This window comes from Bacillus sp. XT-2 (assembly GCF_025696525.1).
Lineage (GTDB): Bacteria > Bacillota > Bacilli > Bacillales > Bacillaceae > Bacillus > Bacillus halotolerans.
Genome location: NZ_JAHVOC010000015.1, coordinates 1 through 14857 on the forward strand (window position 1 = coordinate 1; position 14857 = coordinate 14857).

General features: G+C 39.2%; 23 protein-coding genes, 2 tRNA genes and 2 rRNA genes. 23 read left to right on the forward strand and 4 right to left on the reverse strand.

Annotation, left to right across the window (positions count from 1 at the left end; genetic code table 11):
- The 4 genes from KXD37_RS23470 to KXD37_RS23485 form a co-directional block, all read left to right on the forward strand.
- A 23S ribosomal RNA gene (locus KXD37_RS23470) occupies window positions 1-109 on the forward strand; the annotation flags it as partial.
- Between the two features lie 53 nt (window positions 110-162).
- Window positions 163-278 (forward strand): 5S ribosomal RNA (gene rrf / locus KXD37_RS23475).
- Window positions 279-323: 45 nt separating this feature from the next.
- Window positions 324-398: transfer RNA gene (locus tag KXD37_RS23480), tRNA-Asn, on the forward strand.
- Between the two features lie 2 nt (window positions 399-400).
- Window positions 401-473, forward strand: a tRNA-Thr gene (locus KXD37_RS23485).
- A gap of 106 nt (window positions 474-579) precedes the next feature.
- Here the strand turns inward: KXD37_RS23485 and KXD37_RS23490 are convergent.
- From KXD37_RS23490 to KXD37_RS23505, 4 genes are all read right to left on the reverse strand, one after another.
- The gene (locus tag KXD37_RS23490) at window positions 580-1764 is read right to left on the reverse strand and encodes a tyrosine-type recombinase/integrase (protein WP_263463755.1); all 1185 of its coding nucleotides are present in this window, start codon (window positions 1762-1764) and stop codon (window positions 580-582) included.
- Window positions 1751-2284, reverse strand: coding sequence for an ImmA/IrrE family metallo-endopeptidase (locus KXD37_RS23495; RefSeq protein ID WP_263463756.1), 534 nt, complete (start codon window positions 2282-2284; stop codon window positions 1751-1753). The genes KXD37_RS23490 and KXD37_RS23495 overlap by 14 nt, the downstream gene beginning before the upstream one ends.
- 79 nt (window positions 2285-2363) lie before the next feature.
- Window positions 2364-2969, reverse strand: coding sequence for a hypothetical protein (locus tag KXD37_RS23500; RefSeq protein ID WP_263463757.1), 606 nt, complete (start codon window positions 2967-2969; stop codon window positions 2364-2366).
- A 229-nt stretch (window positions 2970-3198) separates the two neighbouring features.
- Entirely contained in the window at window positions 3199-3525 is a 327-nt protein-coding gene (locus KXD37_RS23505; protein WP_188323440.1) for a helix-turn-helix domain-containing protein, read from the reverse strand.
- A gap of 165 nt (window positions 3526-3690) precedes the next feature.
- Here KXD37_RS23505 and KXD37_RS23510 point away from each other — a divergent pair, with 165 nt between their 5' ends.
- The 19 genes from KXD37_RS23510 (at window position 3691) to KXD37_RS23600 (ending at window position 14833) form a co-directional block, all read left to right on the forward strand.
- Window positions 3691-3939: a helix-turn-helix transcriptional regulator gene (locus KXD37_RS23510; protein WP_263463758.1), complete on the forward strand. Its 249-nt coding sequence runs from the start codon at window positions 3691-3693 to the stop codon at window positions 3937-3939.
- 15 nt (window positions 3940-3954) lie between these two features.
- Window positions 3955-4146, forward strand: a complete 192-nt coding sequence (locus tag KXD37_RS23515) for a helix-turn-helix domain-containing protein (protein WP_010330169.1) — start codon at window positions 3955-3957, stop codon at window positions 4144-4146.
- Between the two features lie 64 nt (window positions 4147-4210).
- Window positions 4211-4744: a helix-turn-helix domain-containing protein gene (locus KXD37_RS23520; RefSeq protein ID WP_014112367.1), complete on the forward strand. Its 534-nt coding sequence runs from the start codon at window positions 4211-4213 to the stop codon at window positions 4742-4744.
- Window positions 4734-4994, forward strand: a complete 261-nt coding sequence (locus tag KXD37_RS23525; protein ID WP_263463759.1) for a hypothetical protein — start codon at window positions 4734-4736, stop codon at window positions 4992-4994. The genes KXD37_RS23520 and KXD37_RS23525 overlap by 11 nt, the downstream gene beginning before the upstream one ends.
- On the forward strand, window positions 4995-5159 hold the full coding sequence (locus KXD37_RS23530; RefSeq protein ID WP_164998438.1) for a hypothetical protein: 165 nt from the start codon (window positions 4995-4997) through the stop codon (window positions 5157-5159).
- Between the two features lie 414 nt (window positions 5160-5573).
- The gene (locus tag KXD37_RS23535) at window positions 5574-5759 is read left to right on the forward strand and encodes a hypothetical protein (protein ID WP_213408482.1); all 186 of its coding nucleotides are present in this window, start codon (window positions 5574-5576) and stop codon (window positions 5757-5759) included.
- A complete protein-coding gene (locus tag KXD37_RS23540) occupies window positions 5756-7744 on the forward strand; it encodes an AAA family ATPase (RefSeq protein WP_263463760.1) in 1989 nt (662 codons plus the stop codon). The genes KXD37_RS23535 and KXD37_RS23540 overlap by 4 nt, the downstream gene beginning before the upstream one ends.
- Window positions 7741-7992 (forward strand): hypothetical protein, encoded by a 252-nt coding sequence (locus tag KXD37_RS23545; RefSeq protein ID WP_263463761.1) that lies wholly within the window; start codon window positions 7741-7743, stop codon window positions 7990-7992. Before KXD37_RS23540 ends, KXD37_RS23545 begins: the two co-directional genes overlap by 4 nt.
- Entirely contained in the window at window positions 7985-8725 is a 741-nt protein-coding gene (gene bet / locus KXD37_RS23550) for a phage recombination protein Bet (RefSeq protein ID WP_263463762.1), read from the forward strand. The genes KXD37_RS23545 and bet overlap by 8 nt, the downstream gene beginning before the upstream one ends.
- A complete protein-coding gene (locus KXD37_RS23555; RefSeq protein ID WP_263463763.1) occupies window positions 8722-9423 on the forward strand; it encodes an MBL fold metallo-hydrolase in 702 nt (233 codons plus the stop codon). Before bet ends, KXD37_RS23555 begins: the two co-directional genes overlap by 4 nt.
- Window positions 9424-9741: 318 nt before the next feature.
- On the forward strand, window positions 9742-10386 hold the full coding sequence (locus KXD37_RS23560; RefSeq protein WP_263463764.1) for a hypothetical protein: 645 nt from the start codon (window positions 9742-9744) through the stop codon (window positions 10384-10386).
- A 13-nt stretch (window positions 10387-10399) separates the two neighbouring features.
- Window positions 10400-10681 carry a replicative helicase loader/inhibitor gene (locus tag KXD37_RS23565; protein ID WP_317988171.1) on the forward strand — a complete coding sequence of 94 codons (282 nt, stop codon included), beginning with the start codon at window positions 10400-10402 and terminating at the stop codon, window positions 10679-10681.
- Entirely contained in the window at window positions 10656-11954 is a 1299-nt protein-coding gene (dnaB, locus tag KXD37_RS23570) for a replicative DNA helicase (protein WP_263463766.1), read from the forward strand. The genes KXD37_RS23565 and dnaB overlap by 26 nt, the downstream gene beginning before the upstream one ends.
- A gap of 18 nt (window positions 11955-11972) precedes the next feature.
- On the forward strand, window positions 11973-12167 hold the full coding sequence (locus tag KXD37_RS23575) for a Fur-regulated basic protein FbpA (protein WP_202658154.1): 195 nt from the start codon (window positions 11973-11975) through the stop codon (window positions 12165-12167).
- Between the two features lie 100 nt (window positions 12168-12267).
- Window positions 12268-12714, forward strand: a complete 447-nt coding sequence (locus tag KXD37_RS23580) for a RusA family crossover junction endodeoxyribonuclease (RefSeq protein ID WP_087992040.1) — start codon at window positions 12268-12270, stop codon at window positions 12712-12714.
- A complete protein-coding gene (locus tag KXD37_RS23585) occupies window positions 12696-13391 on the forward strand; it encodes a helix-turn-helix domain-containing protein (RefSeq protein WP_263463767.1) in 696 nt (231 codons plus the stop codon). Before KXD37_RS23580 ends, KXD37_RS23585 begins: the two co-directional genes overlap by 19 nt.
- A 108-nt stretch (window positions 13392-13499) precedes the next feature.
- Complete coding sequence (locus KXD37_RS23590; RefSeq protein ID WP_263463768.1) at window positions 13500-13700, forward strand: hypothetical protein; 201 nt, start codon at window positions 13500-13502, stop codon at window positions 13698-13700.
- A 69-nt stretch (window positions 13701-13769) separates the two neighbouring features.
- Window positions 13770-13976, forward strand: coding sequence for an XtrA/YqaO family protein (locus KXD37_RS23595; RefSeq protein WP_019713089.1), 207 nt, complete (start codon window positions 13770-13772; stop codon window positions 13974-13976).
- 77 nt (window positions 13977-14053) lie between these two features.
- Window positions 14054-14833, forward strand: coding sequence for a DUF5986 family protein (locus tag KXD37_RS23600; protein WP_019713090.1), 780 nt, complete (start codon window positions 14054-14056; stop codon window positions 14831-14833).
- The last annotated feature ends 24 nt before the right edge of the window (window positions 14834-14857 follow it).

The window sequence follows — 14857 nt, forward strand, 5'->3', positions numbered from 1 at the left end:
TTCCGCAAGGAAGTAAGATCCCTGAAAGATGATCAGGTTGATAGGTCTGAGGTGGAAGTGTGGCGACACATGGAGCTGACAGATACTAATCGATCGAGGACTTAACCTAATTTCTAATGATGTCACACCTGTTATCTAGTTTTGAGAGAACACTCTCAATTGTTTGGTGGCGATAGCGAAGAGGTCACACCCGTTCCCATGCCGAACACGGAAGTTAAGCTCTTCAGCGCCGATGGTAGTCGGGGGTTTCCCCCTGTGAGAGTAGGACGCCGCCAAGCAGTTTTATCTATTTCTACCATGTTTGTTTATGAAGCTTATATCATTCCGCAGTAGCTCAGTGGTAGAGCTATCGGCTGTTAACCGATCGGTCGTAGGTTCGAATCCTACCTGCGGAGCCATTGCTTCCATAGCTCAGCAGGTAGAGCACTTCCATGGTAAGGAAGAGGTCAGCGGTTCGAGCCCGCTTGGAAGCTTATCTAAAATACGTTGATCTTATGCAGTTTCCGCGAGATATGGAACTGTTATTTTTTTTGTCTAAAATATGTGGGTGTCATACGGGTGGCAAATTAGAGTATTTCTCTAAAATGTCCCCGTTTTTAATATATTATTGATTGCATCAGCAACTAAAATATCTGACTCGCGGTTAGCGTGAGTGTAAATATTCAATGTGGTTTGGACGTTAGCATGGCCAAGCCTCTGAGAAATAGCTTTAATGTTTAATCCAGGTACTTTCCCAATTTGATTTATTAACATTGTTGCGTGTGAGTGTCTCATATCATGAAGACGTCCTGGCTTGATATTGTGCCTCTTAGTGAATCTCTGCCACCAAGTATTAGGTGAGGTTGGATACTGGGGTTGCCCCATATCCCCACCAAATAACAAAAGCTTATCTGTTCCTCTCCACAGTTCACCCAACAGTAATTTATTCTTCTTGATCTCTCGTAGCAAAATAGCTGCTTCTTGCATTATATCAGGCGGCATCGTAACTTTACGGAAAGAGTTACTTTTAGGGTCTTTAAACCGATAACCTTTCTTCTTTGTATATTGTAAAGACTCATCAATTCTGACTTCATTAGTATCAAAAAATAAATCTGTTTCATCGATTGCCAATAGTTCACCTCTACGAAATCCACCAGTAAAAGCAAATTTAATCATAACTCTGTTCCTCAATGGAGCGTGTTCATTTAATAGCATAAAGATTTCCTTTATTTCTTCTTCAGTATAAATTTCATATTCATTGTATTTTTGTTTTGGTCGCTTTACGTTTTCAGCAGGGTTTTCTTTTATAATTTTCCACTCAGCTGCTCTTCCTAAGATATCTCTAATGATTCGATATCTTGCATGAATGCTTGACGTTGAGACATCATTTTCCCGTTGATATTCTTCTAAGAAATTTAATATGTGAATCGGCTGAATCTCGTCTAAGTACATGTCTCCAAAATAGGGTTGTATTTCTTTCCCCATAATATATTCATAAGTTTCACGAGTTTTATCATCGAGATGATCCAGGGCGTATTTTTTCTCCCAGTCCTCTATGAACATATTGAATGTTCGTTTGTGTGGTGTGATATAAGCGCCGGCTTCAACTTCTGTTTTGAATTTATACCATTCACTCTCCAAGTAATTGCGCAGCTTTTTAGTGGTTTTTAATAAAGCCGGATCCTCTATTCTAATTGTTTTGACCTTTCTTTTACGCTTGCTCTTTGTACCGATATCAACAACTAATCGAAATGACTTTTCGCCTCTTTTTTCAATTGTTGGCATATAAAATTTTCTCCCTTTCTTTATTCTTTTGAATCATAAATGATTGGTACTTAAAGTTGAATAACTTACGGAAGTACATATCCAATCTTTTTTCCGCAAAAGGATGAGTAACCTGAAAAAGATCAGATATGAGACTTATAGATTCCCGCTTGGTTGCCGGTAATTTAATGTTTTTCAGCATAAAGCTAGGTACAGCAAAGTGATACATAAATGCATTTGCTTGATTCTCCTGTAATTCTCTAAAAAGTGGGGGTAATTTGTATTGAACACCCACATGATTTATGTGATGGCACAGTTCATGGGAAAAATCTTCCCATTGCTTTTTTTTGGATAATCGTGAATCAAGAATAATGCAAGCCATTCCCAGCAGTTTTACTGCTACAGATGAACGATTTTTGTAATGGACTATTATTTTTAACCTATCTGCAATTAGTTCCAAGTCCCATGAACCAGGCTCTGTAATACCGATGCCGGTGTAAATTGTTTGTATTCTTTCCTCTAGAAGTGATAAATGATACAAGGTAAAGCCTCCTACTAACGAAATGCAAACTTATGTTCGGTTTTATTTTCTAAAGAAAAGCCCAAAACAGGGCTTGTTTTTAATGCTCTAAGTTAATTTTTAAATCAAGATCGTCACCTAAAGCATTTGCGTCCTCATCAACCGGAAGAGCGATTCTCAGTCGAATTGAATCTAAATCTTTTATATCCTCTTCGTTTTCAAAAATATAAAATACGGATCCACTATCGTTTACTTTCCCCACATACTCTCCAAGAAACTTTTCATTTTCGCTAGTAGATGCCTCATCGATTTGTACCCCAGTGCTTGTTGCTAATTTTGCATCATCTAGGCCGAAATAAACTACTTTATCTGATGTATTTTCCGCTTCAAGTTGAACCTCAATAAAAGGTGTTTGTTCGTTGGCCACAGCGGCAATTACTTTTTTTACAGTTACTTGCATCGGGCCAGTTTTCGCAGTGGCTTCTTTATTGCTGATGGCCATTACTTTCGCTGTACCGCTCTCAATTTCATATACATCGCCAACTTTTTCAGGTCCATTAGTAGAGATGTCTTGGCTTTCTGATGTGTTGGTATCAGTTGTATTGTTTGTGTCTACTGATGATGTAGAAGACTCTTCACTATTTTTGCATGCTGCTAGCAATATCAGTGAAGTGATTAATAGTAAAGTCCCCAATTTTTTAAACAATTTAAGTTCCCCTTTTTACTCCAGTTAAGTTTTCTTTATCTTTCATTTAACTCAATTAATGTTAAACAGTTTGTTTTACAGTGTGCATCAGTCATAACCCTTGATATATCTATGTTTTTAGGGGATGCAAAAAGTTTTATTTAACACTTAGGTTTCTTTTTATTAAACAAATGTTTAACAAATGTTTTACCAGAAGAAGAATTAAAGAATTAAGAATAAAGAATAGCTGCTATTGTTCGTCGAACTCTTTTTTCAAAAGATAATACAGGAGCTCTTTAGCTTGCTCTTTCGAAATCGTACCATCACGACCAGCAATTAAGGTCTCGGGATCATTTAAAATTTCATCGAGATCAAATTGTGCATGTGTGCCTTTTAGAAGAAAGTCAGTTGAAACTCCTAATATATTGCTTAATTTAGTAAGGGTCTTTAAATCAGGTTCAGCCTTACCGATCTCATACTTCCCATATCCTTGTCTCGTAATTCCTAAGAAATCCGCCATCTGTTGCTGGCTATATCCTTTGGAGGTACGGCATTTTTTTAAACGTTCTCCAAACATAGTAGGTTCCTCACTTTATTTGCCTTTGACAATTATTATATAGAAACAATTAGTTTCGTAAACAAAAGGAAACGAAAAGTTTCATAAAAGTGTTGACAGAAACTACAGGTTTCTTTTATTATTAACAGCGTAGAAACAAACAGTTTACAAAAAGGAGGTGATGATTTGAAAAAGACATCTGCTCTTACTCAGTATTTAATTAAAGCTAGAAAAGACCGGAACCTTAGTCAAAAACAAGTTGCTGATCTTTCTAAGGCTGGAATCACCAGTCAATACTATGGTTTGATTGAGAGAGGTGAGAGACAACCATCACCTTCTGTAGCTATGAAACTTGCTCCGGTATTAGGTCTTGATTGGACTATTTTTTTTGAACAGAATGTAAACCACAGGTTGCATAATCAAGATTCTGCTTAAATGGAGGTATTTACATTGAAACGAACAGCTTTAACCCCTCAAGAAGCCGCAGACTTTTTGGGGGTTCACAAGGAAACAATTTATATCATGGTTAGAAATGGTCAGATTCCTCATTTCAAAGTTAGAAAGAAAATTTTCTTTCGTGTTGATTCTCTTAATGAGTGGATCAAACAGCAGGAACAAAACAGCATGAAAGAGTTAGCATAACCGCTTCTAACTAAAGTTTACCAATTGAAAACGAAAATTTTGGTAGAAAAAGGAGAGGTTTAAAGTGAAATTTGGTAGAGCACCGAAAGCACTAAAAAGCGCTCGTAAAGAGGCTGAACTTACACAACAGCAGTTATCTATGGACGATGAATTATTTCTTTCGCGTGAATCTGTATCTCATCAGGAATGCGGCCGCCATAAAGTTCAGCCGGAGGTGGCCCAGTATTTTGCTGAGAAACATAATGATCCACGGCCTGCCCTTGAAGCTGCTTCTGATTATACAGGCTGGGGACCTTTAATCTTGGACGGGGAAACAGCCGATTTGCACAGGGTGAACCTTCTTGTTCAATCCAAAATACAAATGACAGAAGCCTTGGACGCCTTGCAAAATTCAGTCGAACATATTTCAGTCAATCCCAAAACATTGTCAGATACAAAAATGATTGAGAAATCGATTCAGGAATGTTTAGACGTCATAACAGCTTTAACTCAGCTAATCGTTGTTCTCTGTAAGGAATATTCGATTTCATGGGTGAAGATGTGGGGCAAGCATAAAATGAAGCTTTTAACGAGGGGGTTAATCAAAGGTGCTTCTTGAGGACATGGTTTTGAAAAAACACGCTGATTCAGTAAGGCGAGAACAAATTTTTATAGAGGAATACTCAAAGCTCTTGATCAAAGCTGTTGCTAACGGAGATATGAAAAAGGCGAATGAAACGGTTAATGAACTTCGCAAATCTGTAAAACAACTAGATCACTACATAAAATCCAAGCGAGACTTCGATCGCATTGTTGAAGTTATTCCGTCAAAAGATTTTTTTGAAAAAAAGTTAGAGGGGATGATTTGAATGAAATTTGTATTATCTGCAAGCCGTTTAATGAAAGCTTCTGAGGTTGTGAGTCATTGTCGGGAAGTAAAGAGGAATCCAGCACAGATTCTTCTGGTGAATGCCGAGGCGAAGAAGGCTATTGAAAATATAAAAAAGCAGCAAGCTCCTACACTCACTGCTTAAGCAAATAAAACGTTACGGAAGTATTATAGCGCTCTTTTATGAGCACGGCAAGCTTGTTCTTGTCGTCAGGCCAGGGGGAGAACTTTTTTATCCATCCATTCCCCCTTTTAACTTACAGCCACTCTCTCTCTGGTCTGACGATGCGTGCAAGCATCAGAAAGGAGGATTTCTGTGTTTTACCTGGTTATTCCGCCAAGAAAGTGCCCTAATTGCGGAAAGATTGAAGAACAATCTTACAAAATTTATTGCAGCAAATGTGAACACAAAATTCCTGATAGTGTTCAGGAACTACTTCAAAAAGTGAAATAAAAAAAGCTCGCTTTGCAGAGCGAGCCGTAGAAGGTGTTACCAACTTTGGTATTCATAGTTTACTGTATCACCTTCCAAAAATCAATCTTTGGAGGTCTTTGACAAATGAATGATGTTATTTACACTGAACCATTTAGTGATCGTCGGCGTGATCAGATTAATCTTGTTACTGTAGGCGGATCAATTTCCTTTGATCTTAAGGGGAATACATGCTTTCACTTCCCGACAGCTGAGGCACGAAATGAGTATCTTTCTCTCAAGTCTAAAGAGAAAGGACGTGATGCCAAATGAAGAAGGAAATTAAACTGCTCAAATTAGAACTTCGTAATTTTAAGGGGATTAAACATTTTACTCTCGATACTCAAGGCGAGAACGTCAAGGTCTACGGTGATAATGCAACAGGAAAAACAACTTTGTTTGATGCTTTTATTTGGCTCTTATTCGATAAGGACAGCCAAAACAAAAAAGATTTTCAGATTAAAACTCTCACAAAAGAAAACAAGCCTATTAGCGGACTGAATCATGAAGTCAGCGGCTTGTTTTTGGTAGATGGTGCTGAATTGTCTTTGAAAAAGGTGTACTCCGAGAAGTGGACAAAAAAGCGGAGTAGTGCTGAAGCCGTATTCTCTGGCCATACCACTGATTATTTTATTAACGAAGTACCATCAAAGAAAAAAGAGTTTAATGATCGAGTCAGCTCAATTATTGAAGAAGATAAATTCAAACTCATTACTTCTCCATCATTCTTCAATGAGCAATTGAAATGGCAAGACAGACGGAAGATTTTACTTGAGATCAGTGGCGATGTAACAGCCGAGGAAGTATTCAGTAAAAACCCTTCTGTGGCTGCCCTGGAAAGCATCTTAAAGAAACGGTCGCTTGAAGAGCATAGAAAGGTGATCGCGGGAAAACAGCGTGAAATAAATAAACAGCTCGATGCAATACCGGTAAGAATCGATGAAGTCCAGCGCACAGTCGAAGATACATCTGGTCTAGATGAACAAGAATTACATGACGAGATAAATTTTCTTCAAAAAGAAGTTGAGTCATTGGAGGAGAAACTTCGTTCAGCTCGTAATGGTGAAGCTATTTCTGAGAAGAGGAAAGTAATTCTCCAGCTGCAGAATGATCTTCAGGAAATCAAAAATGGTCATCAGGAAAAAGAATACAAAAAGATCAATGAGATTAAAGAGCAGCTATACCCTGTGAAAAGCAAGATTGATGAAATTTCAATGGAGATTAAATCGAATCAGCGGCAGTTATCACTTGAAAAAGACAATTTGGATCGATTAAATACGGAAATCGAGTCGCTGCGCCAGAGTTGGTGCGACAAGAATGAGGAGACGTTTGATCAACATCAAACTGAATGCCCTACATGCGGCCAAGAATTACCGAAAGAAAAAATTGATCAAGCCATTGAAAAATTCAATTTTCATAAAAGCCAAGCTTTAGCTGAAATCAATGAAAAAGGCAAGTCGGTTAAGAGTCAAAAAGAAAAGTCTGAGGATGCTATTCAGGAATTAGAAGCTGCAATATCTAATTTGCAGGATGCCTATAAGAGTGAAGAAGAGACTTTATTATCACTTGAAAAAGAATTAGAGGGCGCGCAAAACAATAGATCAGATATTTCAGTGGATCCAATTTATCAAAATAAACAAGCTGAGATCGAGGACATCCAGAAGGAAATTCAGCAATTAGAATCTTCCACAGATCAAGCCGTTCAATTGATTAAGGATGATATCAACAGTAGAAAACAAGAGATTTTGTTGCTTCAAAAAGATCAAGCGAAAATTGATCACGCAAAGCACGTTAATGATCGAGTAAGACAGCTTGAGCAAGAACAAAAAGAGTTAGCAGAACAATATGAACAGCTGCAACACCAACTCTTTTTGACTGAGGAATTTGTTCGCACTAAAGTGAATCTCCTCGAAGAGAAGATAAACAGCAAATTTAAATATGCTCGCTTCAAGCTCTTCAAAGACCAGATCAACGGAGGACTTGAAGAGACGTGTGAAACCCTTTTTGACGGTGTGCCGTATTCGTCCGGCTTAAATAATGCTGCACGCATTAATGTTGGACTGGACATTATTAACACACTTAATGATTACTACGGAATCACTGCTCCTATTTTCGTTGATAACTCTGAAGCGGTGACGAAATTGATCAACACAAATTCACAGATCCTCAGTCTGATTGTTTCCGAGAAAGATAAACAGCTGCGGATTGAATTAGATGATAGCTCGCTCATTCCAGTAGATTGTGAGGTAAGTGCATGAGTGAAATTGTCACAGTAACAGTCGTTACGAGTAAAGGTTGGGAAGATCTACGCCGTGAAACCTTGCTTATAAATGGGAAAGAAATCATGCATGTGGGTCCGCTTTGTGAATGTCCAGAAGACGCAATTTTAGAAAGAGATTTAGTCGGACCTTCCGACTTTGCTGATCTGCTTGAAAATTTCTTGATTGAGCATAAGGGGAAAAAAGTGAAATTTATGTACGAAGATGAGGAGGATTCAAATGAGTGAACAAAATGAATTAATGACTAAGCCCGTTGAGTTTTCAGTAAACGGTGAATCCGTAAAGCTTACAGGAAAAACAGTAAAGAATTTTTTGGTTCGTGGAAACTCTGATGTAACTGATCAAGAAGCGGCAATGTTTATAAATCTTTGCAAGTATCAAAAACTCAATCCATTTTTAAATGAAGCTTATCTTGTGAAATTTAAAGGCTCACCGGCTCAAATGATTGTTGGTAAAGAAGCATTTATGAAGCGTGCAGAGAATAACGAGCAATTTGAGGGGTTTAAAGCTGGAATTATCGTTGAGCGTGAAGGAGATATGGTTGAAATAGAGGGCGCAATCAAGCTTCCTAAGGATAATCTAATTGGAGGATGGGCTGACGTTTACCGTGCGGATAGGCAGCAACCAATTTCAGTGCGTATAAGCCTGGATGAATTCAGCAAAGGACAATCCACGTGGAAGACAATGCCCTTAAATATGATTCGAAAAACAGCAATAGTAAATGCCCTGCGTGAAGCTTTCCCTAATAGCTTAGGAAATCTATATACAGAGGAAGAGAAGCAGGCTAACGATGATATACCGGCTGAAGAACGGGTGCGCCGTGAGGTAAACGAAAACGCGAATACAGAGGTTATCGATATCGAACCAATTCCGGATCCACAAACAGAACAGCCGGAGCCCCAACCAACAAAAAAAGATGAGAAGCCCTCAGTCTTTGAATCGGACGGACCAGATTTTTGATTGAAATTACAGCCCTGTCATCGAGCAGTAAGGGGAATTGCTATCGGGTCACCGATGGTAAGACCCCACTTCTTTTGGAATGCGGCATCAACTTTAAACAAATGCAGAAGGGGTTTCAGTATAAAATTTCTCAATTCGCTGGCTGCCTTGTTTCTCATGAGCATGGGGATCACTGCAAAGCAATTAAGGATGTTCTGAAAGCCGGCATTGATTGTTACATGTCTCCTGGGACGGCCGGAGCAATTGGCATTTCTCATCACAGAATAAAGCCTGTGCGCGCTAAACAGCCGTTTAAAGTTGGTTCTTGGTCTATTATGCCCTTTGACGTGCAGCACGATGTGGCGGAGCCGTATGGCTTCCTGTTGGCTAATGAGGACGGTGACAAGCTTCTGTTTGCCACTGATACCTATTACATCAAATACAAGTTTCCAGGACTCACTCACATTATGGTGGAATGCAATTACTCGAATGAAATACTGAACGACAACATCGAAAGCGGCCGTACACCGCCATTTATGAAAAGACGACTCTTACAGTCGCACTTCAGTTTAGAAAACGTAAAAGAGTTTTTGAAGGCAAATGACTTGAGCAGGGTTCAGGAAATTTGGCTGCTGCATCTTTCTGAATCAAACAGCGACGAGGAGCTTTTTAAAGAAGACATCATGAAATTGACTGGAAAGGTTGTTTATATACCATGACTGACAATGACTTAATTGCGGTTCCTTACCCTTATTGTTATGTGTCATTGGCCAAGACAGTGGCCCCAGATATGCGTAAGGACACTCTATTAATGTACGTTTCAACCTATTTTCGAAAATATGAACCCAATCTTACTCTTGTGACAATCAAAGGGTTAAAAGCTATCTGCAGAAAGAAATAGCGATGGAAAGGAGGCGAAGCCCTTGGCTGGATGGGTGAGACTATATAAGTCAATGGTCGATCATGAGATCTTTACAGATAATGTCGGCTTTAGGTTGTTCACTTTTTTAATTACCAAAGCTGCGTTTCAGGACGGTATGAAGATTAATGATTATGAGTTGAAAAAAGGTCAGTATATCCGCTCATATTCAAAACTATGTGATGACTTAGCGATTAAAAAGGGCAGAGGTTTAACAAAATTCACAAGAGCCGCAGTAAAGGCTGCAGCTGAAAGGCTTCAGGCAAAAGGAATGATTACTGCAGAGGAAACTGAATACGGAATGCTTTGGACCGTATTAAATTATTCGAAATTCCAAGGTGCTGCTGAAGAACCTGCAAATGAAAGTAAGGCTAAAGAAAAGCCAAGAGCACCTCAGCTGAAGGACGAGGGCTCGACTTCTTTCCAAAAAATCGAAGATAAATTCACTTCGAGAAAAGGCTCTATATTTTTATCTGCTATAGATACAGCGGCAATTAAAAGGGTCATAGAGGCAGAGATACCTATCGACGATGTTTTGACTTGGATAGATGAAATTTTTGATCAATATAAACCAAAATATCCAGGAGACAAGATAAATTCTTTTTCTTACTGTGAACCAATTATTCGTGATAGATGGGCAGCTAAACAAAGCGAAAAACAGCCTTCTAATGTCTCAGAATTTAGGCCGCGCGGATCGATACAAGAAAAAAGCTTTGCCGCTCTCGAGGATTATGCAAAAGAGAACGGCATTAAGGTGAATTAGGAAGGTGATTACTTTGGAAAAAGCAGAAGCAATGAAATTATTGTTGCGGCTTTCCGCAGCATATCCGCGTTTTGACTTAAGCGGCGATGTTGGGAAAGAGCGAATTGAATTGTGGATGGACCATCTTCAAAAAATGCCGTTCGAAGCCGCAAAAACAAAGATAAATGAGCATATTGCAAGTAAACCATTCCCTCCAACAATTGCGGAGATTAGCGTCAAACAACCAGAGAAAAATGAATTTTTAGAGCAACAGAAAGAGTGGGAACGAAATGCAAAACATGCTAAAAAACCTTGAAGCAGAAGAGAGCCTGTTGGGCTGTATCCTTGTTGAAAGCGAGCTGATTAAGGAAACCACTTTGGAGCCAAAGCATTTTGCAGATGAGCGGCATAAGCGGATTTTTAAGGCTATGCGTGATGTTGATTCCTCCGGACAACCTGTTGAAATGGTGACAGTAGTTACAGAGTTAGGGGATACAGTCGAAGCGATCGGCGGCACCTCTTATCTTGTAGATCTAGCAAGTGCGGTTCCTTCCGTTATTAATTTTGAAACCTATCAAACATTAATCTATGAAGCTTTTAAACTTCGAGATATGCAGAAGGCCGCGCTTGATTTTGCAAACAATCCAAGCGATGAGGGTATTTTGCAAGTCTATCAGAAGACCGTGGAGCTGCAGGAGATTGGAATTAAAAATAATCGCACCAAGATGGATGTTTTAACTGAAATATACAACGACATGTATCAAGAGAAAGGCGAAATAACAGGAGTGGAAACTGGGCTAGCTGATCTAGACGCTATGACCGGAGGCTGGCAGGATAGCGACTTAATTATCGTAGCTGCCCGGCCTTCCATGGGAAAAACAGCTTTCGCTCTAAATTTGGCCCAGAATGCGGCGCTAAAAGGTGGTGTTGTGGATGTTTTTTCTTTGGAGATGCCCGACCGTCAACTTGTTAATCGGATGCTCAGCAATTTAGGTTCAATCGAAGGTACAAAATGGAGAAACCCGCACAAGTATTTCAGTGAAAAAGACTATGAAAACGCCAATCGGGCCATCGGTGAATATGAAAAACTAGACATCTATATTCACGACAAACCGTCACAGTCAGTGGCTGATATTCGTTCTGCCATTCGGAAGACCACAAAGGAACACCCGGATCAAAAGCATTTGGTTGTGATTGATTATCTTCAATTAATCCGACCTATTGGAAAATTTGAAACGAAAAACTTAGAGGTCGCAAGCATAACAGGCGAATTGAAGAACATAGCCCGGACCTTCAATGTTCCAATCATTCTGCTTTCTCAACTTTCTCGCGGTGTTGAGCAGCGGCAAGATAAGCGGCCGATGATGTCTGATCTTCGAGATTCAGGCAGCATTGAGCAAGATGCCGATATCGTTAGTTTTCTTTATAGGGATGACTATTACGATAAGCAAAGCGACCTAAAAAACATAGTGGAGATCATTTTTGCAAAACAAAGAAACGGCTCGGTGGGCACTGTCATGGCTGCCTTTATTAAAGAGTACGGCCGATTCTTAAACCTTGATAGACAAATGGAAGCGAAGCTCGCTTAAAAGAAAGGAGCACATATTATGCCTTCAGATATAACACAGACTGCCACAGACGAGCGGCGGGAATTTTTAACGAATGAGCTTATCAAGTATGGCCAGTATGAATCGGAGGACGGGCAACAGCTGTATGAACTGCCTTTGCCGGAACTGGAGCGGCTACATATTAACGTTAAATGTAAGTTTGGCCGTGAAATGTCCTTCGAGGAGGGAGATTGATGCTCGGCACGCTCCGCTCCTTAACATTCATAATCATGAACGCGGATTTAATAATGACTGAAATAGAGCAGCTGGAAGCAGCTGACGGGAGGTAACGGCATTGATTAGTTTTACAGTTTACGGTGAGCCAGTAGCCCAAGGGAGACCGAGAGCCACCACGATTAATGGGATGACCAGGCTATATGATCCAAAGAAATCAAGAGACTTTAAGCAATATGTAAAGCTGGCTGCTTCAGATTATCGTCCATCTAAATTGCTAGAAGGACCACTTGAATTGTCAGTAAGGGTTTATAAATCCACTCTGAAAAGCTTCAGTAAGAAAAAAGTTGCAGAAGCAGAACAAGGGCTGTTAAGGCCCAGCAAAAAGCCAGATGTTGATAACTATATAAAGGGCATTAAGGACGGACTAAATAAAGTCATCTGGCATGATGACAGCCAAATTGTAGACCTCCATGTCAGTAAGTATTATAGCCAAAATCCAAGAATCGAAATACAAGTAAAGCCACTATCACAAGAGGAGGAGCAGTTATGTCTTTCATTAATCTAAAATCTCTCGTTAAAAAGGTGAATATGAAGCCTAAAGGTATTACTGAAATCGTTTTGGAGGTCAGCACAAAAGAATTAGGAGGGTCTAGAATTTCACGCCTTTCTGAAATGATTGATAAAGAAGTACAAGCTCAGCTGGAATCTGAAACAGTTCAATATGTCTTAGAAATAAATGCGAAAACCGAGAAACCAATTACAAATTACACGGTTGATCAAAGAGGAATTGTTAATGTTGCGAATCCTGAACCCGAACAACTTGAGGCAGAGTTGGGGCTCCCTGAAGAAAAACCAAGAATTGAAGAGAAAACAATGGAGATAGATAGGGGAATTGTTGATTCTTTTATCACTGAAGGCACGCCACCAATTCGTGATGGTTTTCCTGAAGAGATTGCTGAAATTGCAAAACGCCGTATTGAGGGGGAATCATACCGCAGGCTTGCAGATGAGCTTGGAATGTCTCCAAGTGCCACTATAGACCTCATTAATGAGTACAGAAAAGAAATTGCTCCAATCGCTGAAGCTTGGTGGAATTGGAAACAAGATCAAGCTGCAGAAGCGGAACCTATGGAAGAAGAAAAGCCGTCTGTTCCTCTGGATGAAAGCAGCGAATACGATTTGCCTTCAAACGATGAAAAAGAGGAAGACAATCAGGATGAGGGCGAACACGGAGCGGCTTAATGGTTAAAAGGCAGCGGCGTTGGTATTTGCTGTTTCGCATGGAGGATGTACGAGCAGTCCACCTCTATGAGCCTTTAAGAAAATGCGAGCTACTCCAGCGGCTTAAAAATGGATGGAGGGTTATTGGTGGCTTCAAGGAGAGAGTATCTTATAAAACGTCTTACGGAAGATTTCATGATGGTTCCAGGACACGGACCTGACTTTTCCCAGATGACAGATGAAGAACTTGAAAAGCAATTGAGATTTTTAGAATCTGCTTTTGAGATGGCTTGGGAAGAAAAAGAGGGCGAGGAGGAAGAGGATATATAAAAAACCGCAGCACAAGGCCCCGGTTTAGTTAATCTCGACAATTAATTATAACACGGGGAGTGCTGCAAAATGAACCGACCTATTGAACTTGAAAACTTACACCAACTTTCCGTTGGAGACTTGATTGAACGAAACAAAATAAAAGTGGTTATTCTTGATGGCTGGAATGGTTCAGCACATATATCAAGTACACCAGAATATGGGAAAACGAGTGTTCAGACAACAGAGGGTAAATTTTCGAGAATTAACTTTGATTATGGTTATAAACTTCCCTGATATTGCATTTTAGGTTGACTTTTTTTATAATAAACGTAAAAGAAGTTTATTTTTAAAAAGAGGCAGGGGATTTCGGGATGCGAAAATATGATTTGGGAGAAACAGAGTTTAAATCTAATTTGGTTAGGGCTTTTTCAGACCCCGTTAATACATCTCTCCAAGATTTGAAAGAATTTATGGGTTATAAAGCAACTTTTAATTCTAGAGGTATGAGTGGATGGGATATAAGATTTAATCGTATTCAAGCCCTTGAAGATGAAAAAAGTGACACAAGGACTTTGATTTCGAATAGAAGATTTTGGGGATTTGCAATGAGCTTAAAAAACCGTACTCTTTACATATACACTAAAGAAAGCAATCTAGAAAGAGTTCGGAAGAATTTTGGGAAAAGTAAAATTCATTATTTTCATGCTTTGTTGTTAAAAAATATGAAATTTGATGATCAGTACCATGTTTCAGGGGAATGTGTACAGGAAACACTGTTTAATTCAGGCATTGAAGATTATAATGAAAAACGTAAATTTGAGGCTATACAGATGTTGGGTGAAAATTATACGGAGATTGATCAGGTAATTTTCGTGACTTTAAAAGAAGAAAAGGGGAAAGCTGTGAAGGTAGAAGCTAACTTGTTTTCCTCCGATTTTAGATTGGTTTATAAAGAAGATTGGAGTGCCTTCATAAATCCTTCTTATGAAGAATCTAAAGTTGATGAACAAGTTAATAACTCTAAAAATGGAACGGATAATATTAATAAAACTATTCCAGTATTAAAGCCAGAAATTCAAAAGAAAATTCAGGACAAGAAAAAGTTACCTAATCTTAAAAACAACAAGAAAAATCACAAAAAGGATAGTTGATACTTTCCTGTTAAAGTGGAGGGT

Excerpts from the sequence above, each read along its gene's own strand:
- KXD37_RS23490 (WP_263463755.1), bottom strand. The coding sequence starts at position 1,764 with ATGCCAACAATTGAAAAAAGAGGCGAAAAGTCATTTCGATTAGTTGTT.
- KXD37_RS23505 (WP_188323440.1), bottom strand. The coding sequence starts at position 3,525 with ATGTTTGGAGAACGTTTAAAAAAATGCCGTACCTCCAAAGGATATAGC.
- KXD37_RS23530 (WP_164998438.1), top strand. The coding sequence starts at position 4,995 with ATGAAATTTGTATTATCTGCAAGCCGTTTAATGAAAGCTTCTGAGGTT.
- KXD37_RS23535 (WP_213408482.1), top strand. The coding sequence starts at position 5,574 with ATGAATGATGTTATTTACACTGAACCATTTAGTGATCGTCGGCGTGAT.
- KXD37_RS23540 (WP_263463760.1), top strand. The coding sequence starts at position 5,756 with ATGAAGAAGGAAATTAAACTGCTCAAATTAGAACTTCGTAATTTTAAG.
- KXD37_RS23545 (WP_263463761.1), top strand. The coding sequence starts at position 7,741 with ATGAGTGAAATTGTCACAGTAACAGTCGTTACGAGTAAAGGTTGGGAA.
- bet (WP_263463762.1), top strand. The coding sequence starts at position 7,985 with ATGAGTGAACAAAATGAATTAATGACTAAGCCCGTTGAGTTTTCAGTA.
- KXD37_RS23560 (WP_263463764.1), top strand. The coding sequence starts at position 9,742 with ATGAAGATTAATGATTATGAGTTGAAAAAAGGTCAGTATATCCGCTCA.
- dnaB (WP_263463766.1), top strand. The coding sequence starts at position 10,656 with ATGCAAAACATGCTAAAAAACCTTGAAGCAGAAGAGAGCCTGTTGGGC.
- KXD37_RS23575 (WP_202658154.1), top strand. The coding sequence starts at position 11,973 with ATGCCTTCAGATATAACACAGACTGCCACAGACGAGCGGCGGGAATTT.
- KXD37_RS23585 (WP_263463767.1), top strand. The coding sequence starts at position 12,696 with ATGTCTTTCATTAATCTAAAATCTCTCGTTAAAAAGGTGAATATGAAG.
- KXD37_RS23590 (WP_263463768.1), top strand. The coding sequence starts at position 13,500 with ATGGATGGAGGGTTATTGGTGGCTTCAAGGAGAGAGTATCTTATAAAA.
- KXD37_RS23595 (WP_019713089.1), top strand. The coding sequence starts at position 13,770 with ATGAACCGACCTATTGAACTTGAAAACTTACACCAACTTTCCGTTGGA.
- KXD37_RS23600 (WP_019713090.1), top strand. The coding sequence starts at position 14,054 with ATGCGAAAATATGATTTGGGAGAAACAGAGTTTAAATCTAATTTGGTT.